Annotated in this window: 15 protein-coding genes; 11 read left to right on the plus strand and 4 right to left on the minus strand. The window is 69.5% G+C overall.

Annotated features, from left to right (window positions below):
- The first annotated feature begins 527 nt into the window (after positions 1-527).
- The 9 genes from K7C98_RS08185 (at position 528) to K7C98_RS08225 (ending at position 11,353) form a co-directional block, all read left to right on the plus strand.
- The gene (locus K7C98_RS08185; RefSeq protein WP_224191018.1) at positions 528-2,072 is read left to right on the plus strand and encodes a prenyltransferase/squalene oxidase repeat-containing protein; all 1,545 of its coding nucleotides are present in this window, start codon (positions 528-530) and stop codon (positions 2,070-2,072) included.
- 1 nt (position 2,073) lies between these two features.
- Positions 2,074-2,955 (plus strand): terpene synthase family protein, encoded by an 882-nt coding sequence (locus tag K7C98_RS08190; protein WP_224191019.1) that lies wholly within the window; start codon positions 2,074-2,076, stop codon positions 2,953-2,955.
- A 1-nt stretch (position 2,956) separates the two neighbouring features.
- Entirely contained in the window at positions 2,957-4,348 is a 1,392-nt protein-coding gene (locus K7C98_RS08195; RefSeq protein WP_224191020.1) for a cytochrome P450, read from the plus strand.
- Positions 4,349-4,493: 145 nt separating this feature from the next.
- Positions 4,494-5,990, plus strand: coding sequence for an ATP-binding protein (locus tag K7C98_RS08200; protein ID WP_224191021.1), 1,497 nt, complete (start codon positions 4,494-4,496; stop codon positions 5,988-5,990).
- Complete coding sequence (locus K7C98_RS08205; protein ID WP_224191022.1) at positions 5,987-6,430, plus strand: response regulator; 444 nt, start codon at positions 5,987-5,989, stop codon at positions 6,428-6,430. Before K7C98_RS08200 ends, K7C98_RS08205 begins: the two co-directional genes overlap by 4 nt.
- Before the next feature lie 118 nt (positions 6,431-6,548).
- Positions 6,549-7,721 carry a hybrid sensor histidine kinase/response regulator gene (locus tag K7C98_RS08210; protein WP_224191023.1) on the plus strand — a complete coding sequence of 391 codons (1,173 nt, stop codon included), beginning with the start codon at positions 6,549-6,551 and terminating at the stop codon, positions 7,719-7,721.
- 37 nt (positions 7,722-7,758) lie between these two features.
- Positions 7,759-8,946, plus strand: coding sequence for an ATP-binding response regulator (locus tag K7C98_RS08215; RefSeq protein ID WP_224191024.1), 1,188 nt, complete (start codon positions 7,759-7,761; stop codon positions 8,944-8,946).
- Positions 8,947-9,164: 218 nt separating this feature from the next.
- Positions 9,165-9,599, plus strand: coding sequence for an MgtC/SapB family protein (locus K7C98_RS08220; RefSeq protein ID WP_224191025.1), 435 nt, complete (start codon positions 9,165-9,167; stop codon positions 9,597-9,599).
- Between the two features lie 182 nt (positions 9,600-9,781).
- The gene (locus K7C98_RS08225; RefSeq protein ID WP_224191026.1) at positions 9,782-11,353 is read left to right on the plus strand and encodes a PQQ-binding-like beta-propeller repeat protein; all 1,572 of its coding nucleotides are present in this window, start codon (positions 9,782-9,784) and stop codon (positions 11,351-11,353) included.
- A gap of 57 nt (positions 11,354-11,410) precedes the next feature.
- Here K7C98_RS08225 and K7C98_RS08230 read toward each other — a convergent pair whose 3' ends face one another.
- Genes K7C98_RS08230 through K7C98_RS08240 form a run of 3 tightly spaced genes read right to left on the minus strand, consistent with a single transcriptional unit; the run spans position 11,411 to position 13,493 of the window.
- Positions 11,411-11,704, minus strand: coding sequence for a hypothetical protein (locus K7C98_RS08230; RefSeq protein WP_224191027.1), 294 nt, complete (start codon positions 11,702-11,704; stop codon positions 11,411-11,413).
- Positions 11,701-12,852 carry a serine hydrolase domain-containing protein gene (locus K7C98_RS08235; protein WP_224191028.1) on the minus strand — a complete coding sequence of 384 codons (1,152 nt, stop codon included), beginning with the start codon at positions 12,850-12,852 and terminating at the stop codon, positions 11,701-11,703. The genes K7C98_RS08230 and K7C98_RS08235 overlap by 4 nt, the downstream gene beginning before the upstream one ends.
- Positions 12,852-13,493 (minus strand): hypothetical protein, encoded by a 642-nt coding sequence (locus tag K7C98_RS08240; RefSeq protein WP_224191029.1) that lies wholly within the window; start codon positions 13,491-13,493, stop codon positions 12,852-12,854. The genes K7C98_RS08235 and K7C98_RS08240 overlap by 1 nt, the downstream gene beginning before the upstream one ends.
- A 241-nt stretch (positions 13,494-13,734) precedes the next feature.
- On the opposite strand from K7C98_RS08240, the gene K7C98_RS08245 reads away from it, so the two are divergent.
- Both K7C98_RS08245 and K7C98_RS08250 read left to right on the plus strand, forming a co-directional pair.
- Positions 13,735-15,204, plus strand: a complete 1,470-nt coding sequence (locus K7C98_RS08245) for a hypothetical protein (RefSeq protein ID WP_224191030.1) — start codon at positions 13,735-13,737, stop codon at positions 15,202-15,204.
- Between the two features lie 231 nt (positions 15,205-15,435).
- Entirely contained in the window at positions 15,436-15,810 is a 375-nt protein-coding gene (locus K7C98_RS08250) for a cupin domain-containing protein (protein WP_224191031.1), read from the plus strand.
- Between the two features lie 459 nt (positions 15,811-16,269).
- On the opposite strand, the gene K7C98_RS08255 is transcribed toward K7C98_RS08250, so the two are convergent.
- Positions 16,270-19,503 (minus strand): peptidoglycan DD-metalloendopeptidase family protein, encoded by a 3,234-nt coding sequence (locus K7C98_RS08255; protein WP_224191032.1) that lies wholly within the window; start codon positions 19,501-19,503, stop codon positions 16,270-16,272.
- Positions 19,504-19,523 lie beyond the last annotated feature (20 nt).

Consider the following 19,523-nt stretch of genomic DNA (forward strand, 5'->3'; position numbering starts at 1 on the left):
GTTGGCATCATGAATGACGCGGCCAGCATCTGCCATCGTGGGGCCCAGGCGGAGCGGGGGGATGCCCCGGCGGAGGACTCTCCAGAACGCGGCACCGAGCATACGAACACCCTCTGAACATTGTTCATAAGACGAATGGTTCCCGCCCTGCGACCCGTCACCTACGATTCTCACCGACGCCGCGGTGTTGGCGCTCGATTCGTGGGACGATAAAAATTGTCGCCGGAGCGTGATCCGTGAGAGCATTTCGGTCACTCTTAAGAGGAGTGACGGCGGTGGGGCGGGCCTCGGGCTCGCGGCTTCGCTGCGCTGGAGTGAAGATTAGCGTTCGGACTGGTTGCTCAACCAACATTGGACTCGCTCGACCACTCAAGCGAATCTGGATCTCACTTGACAGTTCTGAACCACCCATGCGATAGGACCATCTCGTGACAATCAACGCGCGGAGTCCTCGCGTCAGCATCATTCGGCACCAATCTCCTTCCGTCGAAGGGAACGGCGAGGGTTTACAATCATCATCGCAGCTCGTGCACCCCCTGGGTGAGCGGGTCTCGGCGTGCGTGGACCTGGCGGTGGAGCATTGCATCGCCCTGCAGCGACCCGACGGGTCGTGGGAGGTGGCGCCGGACGGACGGATCTTCGAGACTGCGCTGGCGGGATACGCCCTGGCCCACACGCCCGGGCGGCTCGATCGGGCCGCGGTGGCGCGGGCGCGGGCTTGGGTCGAATCGGCGGCGCCGCAGGATCATCACCCCGTGTCTTTTCTATTGGAGGACACGCTGCGGCGGATCCTCGTCGGCGCCGGCGGGGTCGTCGACCTGACCGCGCCCGAGCTCGACGCGCCGGTGCTGGCCAGTCGGACGATGTTGCTGCACACGCTGGCCTTGCACGCCGGGCTCGAGGTGCGGGCCCGCAGGTCCGAAGAGGAACTGCGGGAGGTGGTCGCCCGGGAGTACGAGCGCTGCACGCAGGCCAAACACAAGCAGTGGAGCAAGGTCGAGCTGATCGCGCTGCACATCCTGCTGCAGGCGCGAGCCGGTCGACAGACCGCGGTCGAGGCGGCGGGCTTCGACCTGGTCCACGTGCAGGCGCCGCGCTCCGGGTTCTTCTTCAACCCGATCAGCACCGCCCTCGCCTACATCGCCCTGTGCATCGCGGGGCCGACCTCGGACCCGTGGTTCGTGCTGCGATCGCAATTGCTCGAGCATCAACAGGCCGACGGCAGCTGGCGCTTTTGTACCAGCGACGTCTGGGACACCTCGCTGCTCGTCCGCGCCTTCGCCGGGCACCCCACATTCGTGGAGACTGCCCTGCAACCCGCGCTCGACTTCTTGCAGGCGACCCAGAACGTCGACGGCGGCTGGCCCTTCCGCTCGGGCGTCGAATCCGACAATGACACCACCGGCGCGGTGATGCTGGCGCTGCGCGGCACGCTGCAGGGGGAGCGCACGCGGGACCGGGCGCTCGCCTATCTCGCGCGGGTGCAGATGGACAACGGCCTGTGGCGCACCTGGCAATTCCGCGACGACCCGCCCGTGGAGGACGTCGTGGCGCACGTGCTGTCGGCGCTCGACGCTTACCGCGGGCGTCACCGGATCGCGGTGACTGCGGCGCGGCGGTGGCTGGCGGCGGAGGTCGAGCGGCGGGGGGTGTGGTCGGCCAGCTGGTACCGCGGGGAGCCGTACGCGGTGGCGGAGATCGGGCGCGCGCTCGGGCCGGACCACCCGCTGGCGCGCCGGGGCGTCGACGCGCTGGCGGCCAGGCAGAACGACGACGGCGGCTGGTCGCCGGAGGACGGCGGCCCGAGCACGGCCAGCGCGACCGGTCTGGCCTTGCAGGCGCTCGTCGATCGCCACCCCGCGCGGGTCGATCGGGCCCTGCAGTACCTCGTCGACACGCAGCGGGCCGACGGGACCTGGCCTGGCACTCCGGACATGTTCGGTCCGCGCCCGCTGCTCAGCCACTTCACCACGCACACCCAGGCCTTCGTGGTCGGCGGGATCATGGCCGTGCTGCGCCGCAATTGGCCGTGGCAGCCGCGGGTCGCCGCGGTCCCGGAAGGAGCGGCGTGACATGAGCCGGATCGCCGCCGCCGTCGACCAGGCCATGTTGGCCCGCATCATGGCCTGGGCCGCCGACTTCGAGGACTTCGCCGTGCACCACGCGGCCGACGGGCTCTACGTCGCCGAGGCCTGCGTCGACCCCGACGTCGACGGCCGCGAGGAGGTGTTCGCCATCGCCCTCGTCAGCGCCTTCTGGTTCTGGTTCGACGATCGCAGCGACAAGTTCCTGCGCGAGGCCGAGACGCCGGTCGACTGGGACACGCTGATCGCCTACGGCGACGACGAGCCGCCGGTCGGCGCCGCAGACACCCCGGAGGTCCGCTTCTTCCAGCGCCTGTGCGACCTGCTCGCGCCGCTCGCCGAGCGCCCCGACGACCACCGGTGGTTCCGCGTCGGCTCGGCCAAGGTGTTCCGGGCCATGTTCGCCGAGGAGCGGATGTCGCGCGACGCCGAGGCGCGCTCGCTGGTCGAGTGCATCGAGACGGGCGCGCACAGCACCACCCTGCCGAGCATCCTCACCGCGGCCTATCTGGTGCGGCGGCTCGATCGGCCGCGGCGCCTCGACGACCCGCGCGTCGCCAACATCGAGCGCTACCTCTACCTCTCGCAGCGGCTGCTCAACGACCTCAAGAGCGCCGAGAAGGAGCGCCGCGAGGGGCACGCCGGGCGCGTGTCGAACTCGGTGCTCCTGCTGGAGCGCGACCTCTCGCCGGCGCAGGCGCGCGCGTTCGTCGAGGCGCAGCGGCGCGGCTACGAGCGACTGCTGCAGCACAACCTCGATCGTCTCGGGACCTGCGATCCGTTCGCGGCCACGCTGTCCCGGCTCGTCCGTTGCATTCAACGTTGGTACGCCACAGGGCCGCTCCGCTTCGAGACCGACCCAGCGAGGTGACATGAATACGATCCTGCATCCACGAGCGGAGCAAGCGCTCCGATTGCCCGGTCCTGTCGGCTACCCGTTGGTCGGCGCGCTCCCTGCCATCCTCCGCGAGGGGATCTTCGAGTACGTCGAGCGCTGCTGGCGAGAGTACGGCGATCTCTTCCAGATCCCCACCGGCGGCCGCAGTCGGATCATCTTCACCGCCCACCCCGACGCGATCGAGCGGATCCTCCACGGCGCTGTCGACAATTACTACAAGGGCAAGGGCTACGACCCGATCCGTCCGCTCCTCGGCAACGGCCTCGTCACCAGCACCGGCGATTTCTGGGTCCGTCAGCGCAAGCTGACCCAGCCGGCCTTCCACATGGACAACCTGCGACGAATGGTGCCGGTGATGGCCCGCTGCGTCGAGGACATGATCGGCGAGTGGGAGGCGCGCGAGCGCGACGATGCGGTGATCGATCTGCACGCCGAGATCATGCACCTCACCCAGCGAATCGTCGGATTTACCCTGTTCGGCATGGACCTCAGCGATCGCGAGGCGGCCTCGTCGCGGGCGGTCACCGACAGCCTCGAGATCGCCGGCCAGCGGATGAACCGCGGGGCGCTGGCCCTGCCGCTGTCGGTCCCGACGCCGGCGAACCTGCGGTTTCGCCGGGCGCTGCGGACCCTCGACGGCATCGTCTACGACATCATCGGGCACGCGCGGAAGGCCGGGCCCGAGTCGCAGCCGACGCTGCTGCGGCTGCTGATGGAGGCCCGCGACGACGGCACCGGCGACGGCATGAGCGACCAGCAGCTGCGCGACGAAATCGTCACCCAGTACGTCGCCGGTCACGAGACGACGGCGCTGATCCTGACCTGGACGCTGTGGTTCCTCGGCTCGCACCCGGACGTGTACGCGAAGGTGTGCGAAGAGATCGCGGGGCTCGGGTTGACGGGCGCACCTACCATCGAGGACCTCGATCGACTCACCTACACGCGAATGGTCTTCGACGAGGTCATGCGCCTGCGGCCGCCGATCTGGGCGCAGACTCGGGTGAGCCGCGAGGACGACATCCTGCTCGGGTACCGGATCCCGGAGGGCAGCTTCGTCATGTTTTCGGCCTATTTCTGCCACCATCACCCCGAGTTCTGGGACGAGCCGAGGGCCTTCCGCCCCGAACGATTCGCGCCGGAGAAGGTGCGGGCTCGCCACCGGTATGCACACATCCCATTCAGTGCGGGGGCGCGCGCGTGCATCGGCAAGCGTTACGCGATTTACGAGCTGAGCACCGCGCTGGCCCTGATCCTCTCGCGATTCCGAATCGACGTGTTACCGGAGCAGAGCGTCGGAATTCGCCCGACCGCAACGGTGCACCCCGATCGCCCGATCTACGCGCGCTTGCGCGGTCGAGGCCGCTGATCGCCGGCCCGGGAGACGGCGATGCGGCAATCATCCGGTCGCAAGCGCGCCGCGCACTGCGACTCACCGCACTCGAGCGCGAGGGTTCGGTGCTTCTCGAGCCCGCGGAACGCTGGTATAGAGGACGGACGTAAGGGAGGCTTCGTTGCCCGACTACTCCGCGCTGTTTGCCCTCGCCCACGAGCCGTTCATCTGCGTCGATAGCGAGGGTCGGATCGCCGCGGTCAATCAGGCCGCCGCGCAATTGTTGGAGGGCACGAGCGCCGAGTTGGTCGGTCAATCCTTCTCCGATCAGGTCCATCCCGAGGATCGGGAGCGGGTCGCTACCGGGCTGAGGACGGCCGGCGAGGGCGGGACGGCGCAAGAGCTGACGTGTCGCCTGCGCTGCGCCGGCATCAGCCCTCGCCCGGCGGTGCTGCGGTGCGGCCGCGACGGTTCCCACGATCTGGTGGTGGTCGCGGTCCGCGAGCTCACCGATCTCGACGAGCTGCGCCACCAGCGGGACGACGCCCGGCGCCGGCTCGCCGCGGTGTTCGAGACGATGCACGACATCGTCTTCACCACCGACGAGCACGGCATCCTCAACGGCGTGAACCGGGTCCCGCCCGGCCTCACGCTGCAGCAGACGCTGGGCACGCCGATGCTGGCGTTCGCCGCCCCGGAGGAGCAGGAGCCGATGCGCGCCCGCTACGACGCGGTGCGCGAGACGGGCAAGCTCATCACGTACGAGACGGTCGCGCTGTACCCCGACGGCCGCAAGGAGAACTACGCCAGCCGCCTCGGTCCGATCATGGACGGCGACCGCTCGATCGGCGTGGTGCTGATCACCCGCAACGTCACCCAGGAGCGGCTGGCCGAGGAAGCCAAGCGCTACGCGGAGCAGCAGCTGCGCGACTACATGCAGCAGCTCGAGCGCAGCAACCGCGAGCTCGAGCGGTTCGCCTCGGTCGCGTCGCACGACCTGCAGGAGCCGCTGCGCAAGATCCAGGCGTTCAGCGACCGCCTGCGCGACAAGTACGAGCCCGAGCTGGGCGAGACCGGCCGCGACTACCTCGAGCGGATCCGCAGCGCCGCCAAGAGGATGCAGGATCTGATCAACGACCTGCTGATGTTCTCGCGGATCTCGGCCAAGGAGCAGGCCTACACGCGGGTCAACCTGGGCAAGATCGCCAAGAGCGTGCTCTCCGACCTCGAGGTGCGCATCGAGGAGAACGAAGCCGAGGTCAAGCTCGGCGAGCTGCCGACGGTCGACGCCGACCCGGTGCACATGCGGCAGCTGCTGCAGAACTTGATCGGCAACGCGCTGAAGTTCACGCGGCCCGACGTGCGACCGGTGGTCGAGGTGACCTCCGAGCCCCTGCCGGACGCCGAGCGCGGCCCCGACGACCCCGAGATGGTGCAGATCCACGTCAAGGACAACGGCATCGGCATCGAGCCGCGCCACCACGACCGGATCTTCAGCATCTTCGAGCGCCTGCACGGGCGCGGCAAGTACGAGGGCACCGGCGTCGGTCTGGCGGTGTGTCGCAAGATCGTCGAGCAGCACCGCGGCTCCATCAAGGTCGCGAGCGTGCCCGGGGAGGGGACCACCTTCACGATCGTGCTGCCGCTCCGGCAGCCCGAAAGGAGCCAGCGGACGTGAGGACGCGTCGACCGATCACCATCCTCATCGCCGACGACGACCCCGAGGATCGCATGCTCGCCGAGGAGGCGCTCCGCGAGAGCCGCCTCGTCAACGACATCCGCTTCGTGGACGACGGCGAGGACCTGCTCGAGTACCTGCAGGGCCGCGGCAACTACGCCGGCGGCGACAACCCGCGGCCCGACATGATCCTGCTCGACCTCAACATGCCGCGCATGGACGGCCGCGAGGCGCTCAAGGTGATCAAGGGCGACCCGGAGCTGCGCCGGATCCCGGTGGTCGTCCTGACGACCTCCAAGGCCGAGGAGGACATCTACCGCACCTACGACCTCGGCGTGAATTCGTTCATTATCAAGCCGGTCACCTTCGACTCGCTGGTCGACACCATGAAGGTGCTCGGCGCTTACTGGTTCCAGATCGTCGAGACGCCCTCGACGTAGCGGCTCCCTCGCCGCCAGGCGGTCGGCCGACTTCATGGGGCCGGCTGTCCACGTCGTGACCTGTCCGCGCCCCGCGGTCGCCGGAACGGGGGTAGTCTGGCGGGCGAGGCCGGCGACTATGAGGCAACGAATTTCGGTGCTGCTCGTCGAGGACGACGAGGACGACTTCATCATGACGCAGGCGCTGCTCTCGGAAATCGACGAACCGGACTGCTCCCTCACGTGGGCGCAGACCTTCGAGGAGGGGCTCCAGCGCCTCGTCGACGGGTCGTTCGACGTCTGTCTCCTCGACTACGCGCTCGGCGACCGGACGGGGATGGAGCTGCTGGCGCAGAGCGCGAGCGCCGGCGTCGAGGTGCCGATCATCTTCCTCACCGCGCAGGACCAGCGCCGGCTCGACGTCGAGGCCACGGGCCTGGGCGCGGCCGACTACCTGGTGAAGAGCCAGATCCGCGCCGACCTGCTCGAGCGCTCGATCCGCTACGCGCTCGAGCGGGCGCGCTCGATCTCGGCGCTCCGACTGTTGAACCGCGAGCTCGAGCTGACCCGCGACCAGGCCGTGCGCGCCAACCAGGCCAAGAACGACCTCCTCACGGCCGTGAGCCAGGCCTACCGCGAGTCGCTCGGGACCATCATCGCCTGCACAGACGCGATCGAGGCCCGCCTCGACGGGCGCGACGCCGTCGCGGAGGGCTACGCCCGCGACGCCCGCGAGGCGTGCAGCACGCTCGCGCGGCTGTTGTCGGACGTCCTCGACCTCAGCACCAGCGCGAGCGAGGAGCCGGCCGTCCAGCTGCGGCCCACGGCGCTGGCGCCGTTCGTCCAGGAGGTGGTGGCGGCGATCCGCCCGCTGGTCGGGCACAACGACAACACGCTCGAGGTCAGCTGCGCCGACGACGTCGGCTCGATCGAGACGGACCCGGCGCACCTGCGGCGAGTCCTGCTCACGCTGCTCGGCAACACCTGCAAGTTCGCGCGCCGCGGCCGCATCCGCCTGTCGATCGCGCGCCAGCCGCAGGACGGGGTCGACGGCGTCGAGCTGGCGATCCGCGCCAGCGGTCTGTGGATGACGTCGGCGCAGCTCGAGCTGTTGTTCGCCAGCATCCCCCAGGCCGACGCCGGCGTGGCGCCGCGGGGCGACTGGGCGGAGTCGGGGATCTCGGGCAGTCGGCGGGTGTGTCGATTGCTCGGCGGCGAGCTGTTCGTCGAGACCGAGGGCGTGCGTCGGTCGGTGCTGCGCGTGTGGGTCCCCGACGGGCGCGCCGTCGGAGGCGAGCATCGGCCCGCGTGACGGGCCGCGGAGGTCATGCGTGCACACATCGGTGTCGGTGTTGCTCGTCGAAGACGATCGGGACGACTATTTGCTGACCTCCGAGCTGCTCGAGGAGATCGGCGAGGGGACCTACGTCCTGCAGTGGGCCGACTCCTACGAGGACGGCGTCGAGGCGCTGTTCTCGGGCGCGCCCGACCTGTGCCTGCTCGATTACCGCCTCGGCGAGAAGACCGGGCTCGAGCTGCTGCGCGAGGTGGTCGCGCGCGGCTGCACGACCCCCATCGTCCTGCTGACCGGGCAGTCCGAGCGCTCGCTCGACGTCGAGGCGATGAAGGCCGGCGCGGTCGATTACCTGGTCAAGGGCGAGTTCGGCCCGCGTCAGCTCGAGCGCTCGATCCGCTACGCCATCGAGCGCAACCGCTCGCTCAAGGCGCTGCGCGAGCTCAACGCCGAGCTGCAGCACGCGCGCAACCAGGCGACCGCGGCCAGCCACGCCAAGAGCATGTTCCTCGCCAGCGTCAGCCATGAGTTCCGCACTCCCCTCAATGCGATCCTCGGCTACAGCGAACTCGTCCACGAGCAGCTGGTCGAGCGCGACGTCCACGAGCTCGCCGAGGACGTCCGGCGGATCCACGCCGCCGGCACGCACCTCCTGTCGCTCGTCAGCGACATCCTCGATCTGAGCAAGATCGAGGCCGGCAAGCTCGACCTGGTCACGCACGCCTTCGACCTCGGGGCGCTGGTCGTCGAGATCAACGAGGCGATCCGGCCGCTCGTCGGGCGCAACGAGAACAACTACCGCTGCCGCTGCGACGGCGTCGGCGAGATGGTGTCCGACGCGACGCGCCTGCGTCAGGTGCTGCTCAACCTGCTCGGCAACGCCTGCAAGTTCACGTCGCGCGGGACCATCGAGCTGGTGGTCGAGCGGAGGCCGGGGTGCGCCCGCGACTTCGATCCGTCGGCCGCCGATGCGCCGCTCCCCAGCGTCGAGTGCGTCGAGTTCACGATCCGCGACACCGGGATCGGCATGACCGCGGCGCAGATGGAGCGCCTGTTCACCGGCTTCTCGCAGGTCGACGCCGACGTCACGCGCCGCTACGGCGGCACCGGCCTGGGCCTGGCGATCAGCCGGCGCCTGTGCCACATGATGGGCGGCGAGATCTTCGTCGACAGCGAGTTCGGCGTCGGTTCGACGATCCGCGTGCGCCTGCCCGCGCGGCTCGTCGCCATCGTGCCCGCCTGACGAGTGGGTCGAGCGGAGCGGGTCGATACCCGCGACGCGCCATCGCCGCTGCCCGGGGAAACGACCCGCCCACGGTCGTCCGACCGTGAGATCTGGAATCCGAGTACACGCCGGCTGGGTGTCGCTCCACGGCGTGATGGAGGACGCCGCGACCGCCGAGATCGCGCGCGCGCAGGTGTAGCATCGATCCACACCGGCCGGAGTAGAGTTCGCGCCGCATGGACACCATCCTCATCGGACACGAGCTCGACTTCCTGATCCGCATCGCCGTGTGCCTGGTCTGCGGCACGATCATCGGCGTCGAGCGCGAGCTCCGCAACAAACCCGCCGGCATCAGCACGAACTGCTTCGTGATCGCCGGCGCGTGTCTGTTCACGTTCATCTCGCAGCAGGCCGACCCGAACAGCCCGGCCCGCATCGCCGCGCAGGTCGTGTCGGGCGTCGGCTTCCTCGGCGCCGGCATGATCCTGAAGGCCGCCGGCGACAAGATCACCAATCTGACCACGGCCGCGTCGGTGTGGTTCGCGGCCGCGATCGGTATGTCCATCGGCATGGGCTGGTACATCGTCGCCGCGGTCGCGACCGTCTACGCCGTCCTTGTACCGCGTATCCCGCACGTCAAGTCGTGGCTGAAGGAGACGCCGGACGAATGATCACGGGTGCAGTCCGGCCGGATCCTCGTCATGATGCCAGCACACGGGATAGCGCCGGTCGACGACTGTCCCGGGGCTGGAGAAGACGGCGGGGCGAAAGCACCCGTCTGTCGTTTGTGTGGGCTCGCGTCGCGCCGACGTTCGTCGGGATCACGCGCACGCCGCTGTGGCACGATCGCCGGGTGCCGCGTCGTCTCCTGCTCGTCGTCGCCCTCGGCGTCGCGTGCACCCGCCCGCTCCAGCCCGCGGCGCCGGTGCCAGCCGTAGGTCTCGAAGAACATGTCCGTGAGGACATTTTACAATCGCAAACCGTGCCCGACGAGGCCCCGTCGCCTGCGACGCCGCCGGCCGAGGCGCCGAAGACCCCGCCGCTCGCGCCGCTCGAGGCCAAGCCGGGCGCCAAGGTCGTGCTCGAGCTGCGCGGCTGGGAGGTCACCGCCCTGCCCGATCGCGTGGTCGTGCTCGACACCGACTTCCTCCACCTGAGCGCCCACGACCCCGTCGGCGGCGCCGAGCTGTGGCGCACCAGGGTCCAGGAGCGGGCCCGCGGCATGCACACGCTCTACAGCGTCGGCGAGCGCGTGCTCCTGCACGCCGGGAGCGACCTGATCGCCGTCGACGGCAAGACCGGCGCGCTCGTCGGTCGTCACCCCGCGGGCGGCTTCAACGGCGGCGACGACAAGTGTCACCTCGGCATCATCCAGGGCCTCGACGACGGCTTGCCCGGGCACACTCCGCTGGCGCCGGCCACCACGGTGTGCGCGACCACCTGCGAGTGCAGCCTGATGCTGTTCCGCTGCGACACCGGCGAGTCGTTCGGCGAGCGCATGAGCGGCAGCGTCACCCACCTCTATCACAGCCTCGGCGAGCCGCACGACAACGTCTGCTGGACCCCGCCGCGCCTGATCGGCCGGGTCAAGGGCCGCACCCTGCTGGCGCTCGAGCAGGACGGCGGCCGTGATTACGTCGCCAGCGCCGCCGACGACGCCGGCAAGACCCTGTGGCGCCGGCCCGAGCTCGGCGACGCGGTGCGTCGCTTCCGCCCGATCGACGGCGACCCCGCCAGCGACACCTGCTGGTCGATCGACGAGGCGGACATGTACGTCTGGACATGCTCGACAGGACAGCTCAAGTGGCGGGCCAGGTACCCCGAGGAGGACGGCCACGTGCGCACCGACGCGCGCAAGCTCGACGGCGATCGCATCCTCGTCCGCCGCCGCTCCCCGCGCGCCACCAGGGTCGAGCTCAAGACGCTCGCCGGCGGCAAGCGCCTGTGGCAGCGCGAATTGCCGGCCGACCGCGTCGCCATCACGCCCGGCGAGGATCCTGCCGGCCTCACCTGGGACAGCCCGATCGTCTACGCCTGGATCGACCCGGTCAGCGGCGCGCCGCTGCGCGAGCAGGCGATCGCCAGGGACCAAGCGCTGCTCCGCGACCCGCGCGGCGGCGGCTACTTGCGGATCGGCGGCGCCGATCACACCGAGCTCGGGCGCGACGGCCGGCTCACGCGAACTGTCCCGAAGGACATCAGCAAGTCCGTTCATCTCGGCGAGCGCCTCATCGCCACGCTCGACGAGCGACGGCTCACCGTGCTGCGCCGTCCGGGCCTGGAGCCCGTGCTCGAGTCGAGCGGCAACTTCTACCCCGACGAGGCCACCGGCGCGCTCGGCCCGGCCGCGCTGCTGCTGGTCGAGCACCGCGGTCGCGAGCCGCTCCGCATCGTCTTGCTGCGCGCGACCGACTCGGCGCCGTAGCAGGTGCCTGTACTTGCATTTGCCCGCCCGGCCGCGACTCGGCGCATGCGCCCGCGGTCAGTCATGGACGCAGCCGTGGCGGCCGTCGAAGCGGGCGTCGGCGGCCCAGAAGCCGAGCGCGACCGCGTGGACGCGCTTGTTCTGGCGGTCGATCGTGGCCCTGGCGACGTTCGGGGAGACGCGGGTCCACGCGGCGCACTCCTGCTCGGTCAGCTCCATCACGAACAGGCAGGAGCACATCTCCTTGGCCTTCTGGCGCACGGCGAGCTCGGCGTCGTTGTTGTCGTAGGCCTCGGCGTTGCACGCGGCGAGGGCGAGGGCGAGGAGGACAGGCACGGCGCGGCGGGTCACGGCGAGTCCTCCGCGGCGAGGGCGAGGGCGAGTTCGAGGTAGCGGTTCTGGTCGAACACCCCCGATTCGCGGTCGTCGGCGGTGCGCACGAGGACGAGGTCGGCGGAGGGGACGACGAAGATCGTCTGACCCCAGTGGCCGAGCCCGGCGAAGGTGTCCGGGGGCGCGGCGGGCCACCGGCGCTCGTGCGCGAGGTCGGGGACCGGCAGGTTGAGCCACCAGTGGCGCCCGGGCACGGCGTCGCCGTCGCGCAGGAAATGTTCGTAGGACTTGCCCATCTGAAACGACGGGTTGGGCTGCGTGCTGGCGGCGACCCAGCCCTCGGGGACGAGCTGCTCGCCGTCCCAGCAGCCGTCGCGCAGGAACAGGTAGCCGAAGCGCGCCAGGTCGCGCGGGGTCGCGTAGACGTAGGACGAGCCGACGTAGGTGCCGGCCTGGTCGCGCTCGAACATCGCGCTCGTCATGCCGATCGGGTCGAAGATGAATTCCCACGGGTAGTCGTCGGCGAGGCCGGGGCCGAGGGCGCCGGCGAGCACCGCGGACAGCAGCACCGAGTCGCCGGAGCTGTAGCGATAGATCGTGCCGGGGGCGTCGACGAGGCCCTGCGCGGTGACGAACGCCGCCATGTCGCCGGAGCCGACGCCGTACAGCATGGCGATCACCGACGACAAATAATAAGGGTCGTCCTCGTAGCCCTCGTTCCAGTAGAGCCCGGAGGCCCAGTCGAGCAGGTCGCCCACGGTGATGTCGCACAGCTCGGTGTCGGCGTCGTAATGATCGCAGATCGAGTCGTCGACCGTGAGGGCGCCGCGGCCGACGCCGACGCCGACCATGGCGTTGAGGAAGCTCTTGGACACCGACCAGGAGAGGTGGCGGTTGTGCCGCGCGTAGCCGCGGGCGTAGCGCTCGTAGATGATGCGGCCGCGGTGGACGATGACGACGCCGTCGGTGCGGAGCCCCTCGCGGTCCTCGTCGCGGCCGGTCAGCGTGAACAGGAACTCGTCCGTCGCCGCGACGGTCGGGCCGCTGGCGAGCGCCTCGGGCCAGTCGGCCGCCGGCCAGGTGACGCCGGCCGGACAGGCCGCGGCGGCCTCGCGGGCGGCCAGGAGGGACGCGACGGTGCAACAGGACAGGATCAGCCGCTGCATCAGAACTTGAACTCCAGGACAGGTACGATCACCTCGGTCGTGGCCGTCGCCGGCGTGGGGCGCGGCCGGCGAGTCAGCTCGGCGGTCATCGTCGCCAGTCCACTGTTGAGGAACGCCTCGCCGAGCACGATCGCGGTCGCGTGGCCGATGTTGCGAAAGTCGGCGCCGCCGACGACCGCGCCGATGAAGATCCCGAGGTGCGAGACCTGGTTGACGAGGAAGCCCGGCCAGAAGCGATCGCGGCCCGGGGCGACCGCGCGCCCGACCGCCCACTGCACGGTGTAGTTGAGGATCGGCGGCAAGAAGGCGCCGAGCACGAGGGCGCCGACCGCCGGGCCGAGGCCGTGGCCGGTCTCGCCGACGCGGGTGGCGATGAAGTAGGTCGCCGGCTGGATGATGATCGTGCTGAACACGCCCGCGCTGAAGTGCGAGAACACGAAGTTGCCGTCGCTCGGGCCGCGCTCGCGGCGGCGTCGCTCGTGACGGGAGGGCGCGGCGGCGGGGGCCGGCTCGCAGGAGGTCGGGGCCGCGGCGGCGACGGCGGTCGGCATCGGCACCGTCGTCTCCGGCTCGCGCAGCTCCCCGGCGCACGCGCCGAGCGCGAGGCAGACGGCGAGGAGAGTGGAACGGTGCCCCTGCATGCGGCCCAGGGTACCGCAGGCCGCCGTGCGCCAGAAGGACCGCCGCGCGCGGGAGGCCTTCGCGTCACCGATCCGCGGCGTCGGCGAGCCCACCGTCTTCGCGCCCGGTCGACCTCGGGCCGAGCCGGGCCCCGGGCGGCGCCGCGGCCCGATCGAGCCGGGGCCGCGGGCCACGCAGTGGACGCCGCGAAGCCGCAGGGTGTACCGTGGGTGCGTGCATCGATGTGACGATCGACTTCGCATGCCTACCGCCGCCTCCTGGCGGGCGCTCTCGCTGGTCTCGGCGCTCGCCGCCGGCTGCTCCGACGACGGCTCGGGGCAGACCGCGACGCAGGGGAGCTCGCCGGGCACCATGACCACCCTCCCGAGCACTTTGTCGGAGGGCACCACGACAGGCACCTCGACGGGCACCCCGACGAGCACCTCGACGACTTCGACGAGCACCACCGGCGACGACACGCCCACGACCACCGACGCGCTCACGACCGTGAACCCCACCGGTCCCAAGTTCGACCTCGGCGGCGCGGACCTCGGCGGCGGCGACACCGACGGGTGCAACTTCAGCCCCGACGCCGAGCTCACGGGCACGGTCTTCGCGCCGAACCTCGAGCTCCCGATCTCCGGCGCGCTGGTCTACGTCACCAGCGATCCGGTCGAGCCGCCCGTCGACGGGGTCTACTGCGCCGAGTGCGTCAAGCTGGCCTGCGACACGCCGAGCACGTTCACGGGGCCCGACGGGAGCTTCTCGTTGCCGGTGGTCTCGGGCCCGAACCAGAAGCTGGTGGTGCAGAAGGGGCAGTTCCTGCGCGTCGTCGATCTCGAGATCGCGCCAGGCGCGACGGCGCTGCCGCCCGAGCAGGTCAACCTGCCCGGGCAATGGAATCCGGCCGCGGGGATGTGGATCCCGCGCATCGCGGTGTACGACACCGACCCGGACAAGGTGAAGAACGTGCTGGCCAAGTTCGGGCTCGGCCAGGTCGCCGCCAACGGGGCCCTGATCGCCGGGACCGAGAACTTCACGCTCATCAGCGACGACACGCCGGCGTTCCTCGAGAACCTGGCGGAGATGAACAAGTACCACATCATCTTCGTGCCGTGCGCGACGACGAAGTACTGGCCGGGCGCGCCGACGGTGCCGGAGTCGCGCCGTGAGAACGTGAAGGCCTACGTCGCCGCCGGCGGCAAGTGGTACGCCACCGACCACTCGAACGAGTACATCGAACAGCCGTTCCCCGACTACCAGGAGTTCCACGCGCCGGGCATGCCGGACATCCAGCCGGCCTACAACTCCAACGGCCTGGTGGTCGACCCCGACATGCTCGCCTGGCTGCAGGCGCTGCCCCCTGCCCTCAAGGACATCGGCGGCGGCAACCCGACGCTGAACAACCTGCCGGGCATCCTGACGCGGCTCAACTACTCGGGCATCGACGTCGTCTCGCCGGTCATCGTCCAGGACATGGAGGGCAAGGACGTCGACGTCGGCCACCACACGTGGGTCGAGGGCCCGTGCGCGAGCTGCTCCGACCCGCAGATGATCCGACCGATGGCGATCACCGGTCAGTACGGCTGCGGCCGGATGATGTACAGCACCTTCGAAAACTCGAGCGACAACCACCCGGGCCTGAACCCGCAGGAGCTGGTGCTGCTCTACATGATCCTCGAGATCGGCGTCTGCTTCGAAAAGCCGCCGCCGCCGCCTCCCCCCGGCTGAAGCCGCAGGGCCCGGTTCCCGGAGGCCGGGCGACCCGTTCGCTCGCACGCCGAACGGCGGTGACCGCGAGCACGCAGTGCGCCGAGTCGGTTGCACCAGCCCGGCGCCCGAGCCATGGTTCGAGCGGGCTGGAGTCCACGGCTCGTCGTCATCGAAGAGGCCGCGATGTCGTCGGTGCCTCGGCTGCATGCGACGACCGGGCGCCGCAGCGCGGCAGAACCGAGATCTGCGATGAATGACAGCAATGCCGCGACCACGCACGTGATCAGGCCGGCGGACATCGTCTGGCACAAGACCGAGCTCGGCCGGGAGTTCTGGCTCAGCCAGGATCTGGTGGCGACCGACTATACCTCGCGCTTCAGCGCCCAGGTGACCCGTTTCGGCCCGGGCGGCGGCTCCCCGCCGCATAGCCATACGTACAACCACGCGTTCTACTTCCTGAGCGGCACCTGCAGCGTGCAGATCGGCGAGCAGACCTGGCACATCGCGCCAGGCACGTTCGTCAAGGTCCCCGCGCACGCGCAGCACCGCGTCACCAACACCGGCACGGAAGACCTCGTCTTCCTCGTCATCTACGACCCCCCCCACAGCGACGGGACGCCCTAATCCTCCGACCGTGACGTAGGGATCTGGTCGAGTTTGAACATCGCTCGGGCTTGCTCCTTGGTAAACCGCCAAGTGATCTTCCGCCGGCGGCCGCCCGATGTTCGAGTACATGCCTTCGAACACCGGCGCGAGGTCCTTCAGCGCCGCATCGACCAGCTTCTTCACCGCGCGCAGCGGGTGCCGCTCGGGGATCCTCGACTCGGGCGAAACGAGGCAGATCATGCTGGACTGAGGGGCCTTGGTGCCGCGCATACGACCAATGTACGAAATCGCGCATCGCTCGCAAGGCCTTCAGTCGGGTCTCCGGCGTGTGGTTACGCCGTCCTTTTTCAGCATCCTGCTAGCGTTCGTCGGAGACCTGCCTGGAGGTTTTGCGCGATAGTGAACCCGCGCGCTGCCAAGCACCAATCGGTCGCGCGCGCGAGCGTGCTTCAGGTCGGCGGCCCGTGCTCGTCGCCGTCAGATCGTCACCTCCGTCGTCGGCTGCCGGGCGTCGAGGTCGAGCTTGCGGCTCCCGAGCACGAGCTTGTACTCGCCGCGATCGATCCGGAAGGCCGTCTTTCCAGAGGCGTCGGTGGTGAATGAGTGCTGGAGCTTGCCCTTCTTGTTGAACAAGGCGCCGGCGGTGCGCACGCCTCCGTCGTCATAATAGACGACGACGTCGCTCCACGGGCGCGGGACCGTGACCCTCACCTTCGCCTGCTTCTTGCCGTCGTACTTGATGAACTCGTTGATCTCGACGCGATCCTCCGCTTCGGCCGGCTCCTTCGGGTAGACGATGTGCAGGTGATATTCGCCGGCCTGCAGATCGTCGAACACCGCCGTCGACTTCTTGCCGACCCGGAGCTCCCCGAATTCGCGGTCCAGGTTTGGCCCCTGGATCGTGACCGCGGCGCCCACGGCCGCGCCGCCGCTCGCCTTGCGCACCCACACCGTGAGCTGGCCGCGCGTCTCTGGTTGGCCCGCGAGCTGGGTCTCGAGCAGGACCTCTCGGTCCCAGTAGCCCCCGACGTGGGTCGGTTGTCCGACCCCCTCGACCTCCTGCAGGTAGACCTCATAATCGCCGACCGGGAGCTTGTCGAAGCGGGCCACGCCGCCCTTGTCGGTCTCCTGCCAGTCGCCGACGCCCTCCTCGTTCGACACGACGACGGTCACGGTCTGCTTCGGCGGCATCCCGTTGGCGCCGGCGACGTGGACGATGAGCTTGCCGTACGTCGCCGGGTCCAGCGGCTTGGCCGGCGGTTCGGATCCCGGCTCCGGCGCCGGCGGCGGCTTCATGCTGTCGAGGATCTCCTGATAGACGCGGAAGAACTCGATCGGGTTGTAGTGCCAGACGTGGTTCACGTCGGGCAGCACATCGCGGGCCCGGTCCCACCATTGATAGGGCTCGAGCGCCTCTGCCAGGCCCATGGTGTTGAATTGTAGCTCGTCGAGCCGGGCGAGCGTCTGGTCGAGGTCGAGGTTCCACTCGCTGCGGAATCGGCACGCGGTGCGCCGGAGCGGGCGGCAGTCCTCGCTCTGATAGAACATGAAGATCTCGGGCGCGGTCACGATCTTGTCGGGCACGAGGTCGACTCGCTCCATCAGCGTCGCCGGGAGGTCGGCGTGGAGGTCGTCGTCCTTGTCGTCGATTACGTCCCAGCCGGAGAGCAGGAGCTCCTCGGAGAAGACCTCCCAGTGGATCTCCTGGCGGAATCCGTCCTCGCCGGCCTCGTTGAAGCTGGCGGCGCGGCCGGACTTCCACAGCGGCTCGCCTCCCGTGACCCGGATGTCGAGGCCCGACACGACCTCCGCGAGCCCGAACCGGTCGAGTTTCGCCACCGCGGCCGCGAACGCCGGGTCGATCGCGTCGGCCTTCTTGGCGCTTGCCGGCGCAGCCTGATCCTGGGCGGCGAGCTCGAACGCGGTCTTGCGCAGGAACTTGTCGGTCTTCCCGCCCCTCGACACGATCCCGTCGCAGTTCGCGGGCTTGGTCGGCCACGGGTGCTCGGCCTGAAACGCCTTGATCGCGGCGTCGAGGTCGCGATCCGCGACGCTCGTCGGCTCGCTGTGCGTCTTCAGGAAGCCGAGGGTGATCAGGCGCCGCTCGACCCATTCGATGTCGGCCGTATCGGTCGACCCGAGCGCCACGTCGTGCTTGATCCGGTGCGATTCGGCCTCCTCGCGGTCGCGCAGGTCCTCCTTCGGCGCCTCCTCCTCGACCGGAGCTTCCGTGGGCGCGTCGGTCGCCAGCTTGACCTTCTCGATCCACTTGATATCGGCCGCGAGCGCCTCCTTCAGCGTGAGCGGCTGGAGGTGCATGAGGAGGACATAAATCGTGCGGTTGGGATCGGTGGCGGGCTTCTGCGGCTCCGCCGGCGCGTCGCTCGCCTCCTCGGGCGGGAAGAGGTGGCTCCACGTGTGGCCCGGGATGTCGATGACACCGTCCGGCCACTTCTCCGGGTATTTTTTATAGGGGTTCGGGATCGTCCGCTGAAACGCCTTGATCGCGTCGCCGAGCGCGGCCTCGACCTTGCCGTCGCTCAGCCGGGCGGGATCGTCAGGGGTGTAGTGCCCGAGCTCGTGCAGCCGCGCCTTGGCCTTGTTGACCGCCGCGGGATCGGTGACCTTGTAACCGACGCCGATCTTCCCGCTGTAGGTCTTCGTCGGCTCCGGGCCCGGCGTCGGCGCGTCGGAGCCCTGCTGCATGCGCTCGAAGACCGACTGCGGGACCTCGTGGCGGATCAAGATGAAGCTCGTGTGCCCGAAGATCCAGGAGCCCGACGCCTCAGTCGGCGCGAGCCGGACGGCGACGATCGTGCCGTCGCACGGGGCGTGGATCAGGCTGCCCTCGGCGGCCGGCAGATGCATCCCGCCGTGCCAGAAGTTGTTCGCTCCCAACGGGAAGTAGCCGCCGTAGGACTCGACCTCGACCTGGTGGTGACGACGCTCGGTGACCTCTGAGTCCAGCTGCTCGCCCAGGGGCTCGAAGACTTGCCGGGGCCCCCAGGGGCCGAGTTGCTCGAGCACTTCGAGGGGATCGAGCCTCGGGCTCTCCTTCTTGCTCCCGAGCTCGCGCTCCCAGGACTCCCCGCCGATGACTCTGGTGTACTTGGGGTCCCCGGTCTTGGGGTCCCGCGGCGAATCAATGACCTCGAAGTGGAGGTGAGGCGCTCCTGCCTTCCCGGTGTTCCCGACCCTGGCAATGATTTGCCCCTCGACGACCTCGTCGCCCGGCTTGACCGTGACGGACCCCTTCTCGCAATGCGCGTACCAGAACAGGCGCTGGCCCGCTCGGTCGTAGATCGCCACGGAGGTCCCGTAGCCGCTGGACTTGTCGTCCCACTCCTGCCGGTATGTGACGAGCCCGCTGGTGACGGACACGATCGGCATGCCCGCCGCGCCTTCCTTCTCCGGGAGGCTCTTGACCCCCGGCTCGAGCCACCCGAGGTCGATGCCCTGATGGAAATGAAAGTACTTGTCGCTGAGCTTGCGCGGATAGAGGAAGGCTCCACCCTCGCACCCGTTGCCCCCCTTGTTGGGGCACGTGAATTTGACCCCCTTCGTCTGGATCGCGCGGTACTTGTTGCGGCAGGTGCTGCCGAGGAGCTTGTCCGGGTCCAGCGTCGTCGGGTCGAGGTCGATGCACGGCAAGGGCCGTTTCATGACGGTCCCCGGCACCGGGTTGCGATAGATGACCCTCTTCGGCGGCATGGTCGTCTCCCCCCGTCACC

This window comes from Nannocystis pusilla, assembly GCF_020073745.1.
GTDB lineage: Bacteria > Myxococcota_A > Polyangia > Nannocystales > Nannocystaceae > Nannocystis > Nannocystis radixulma.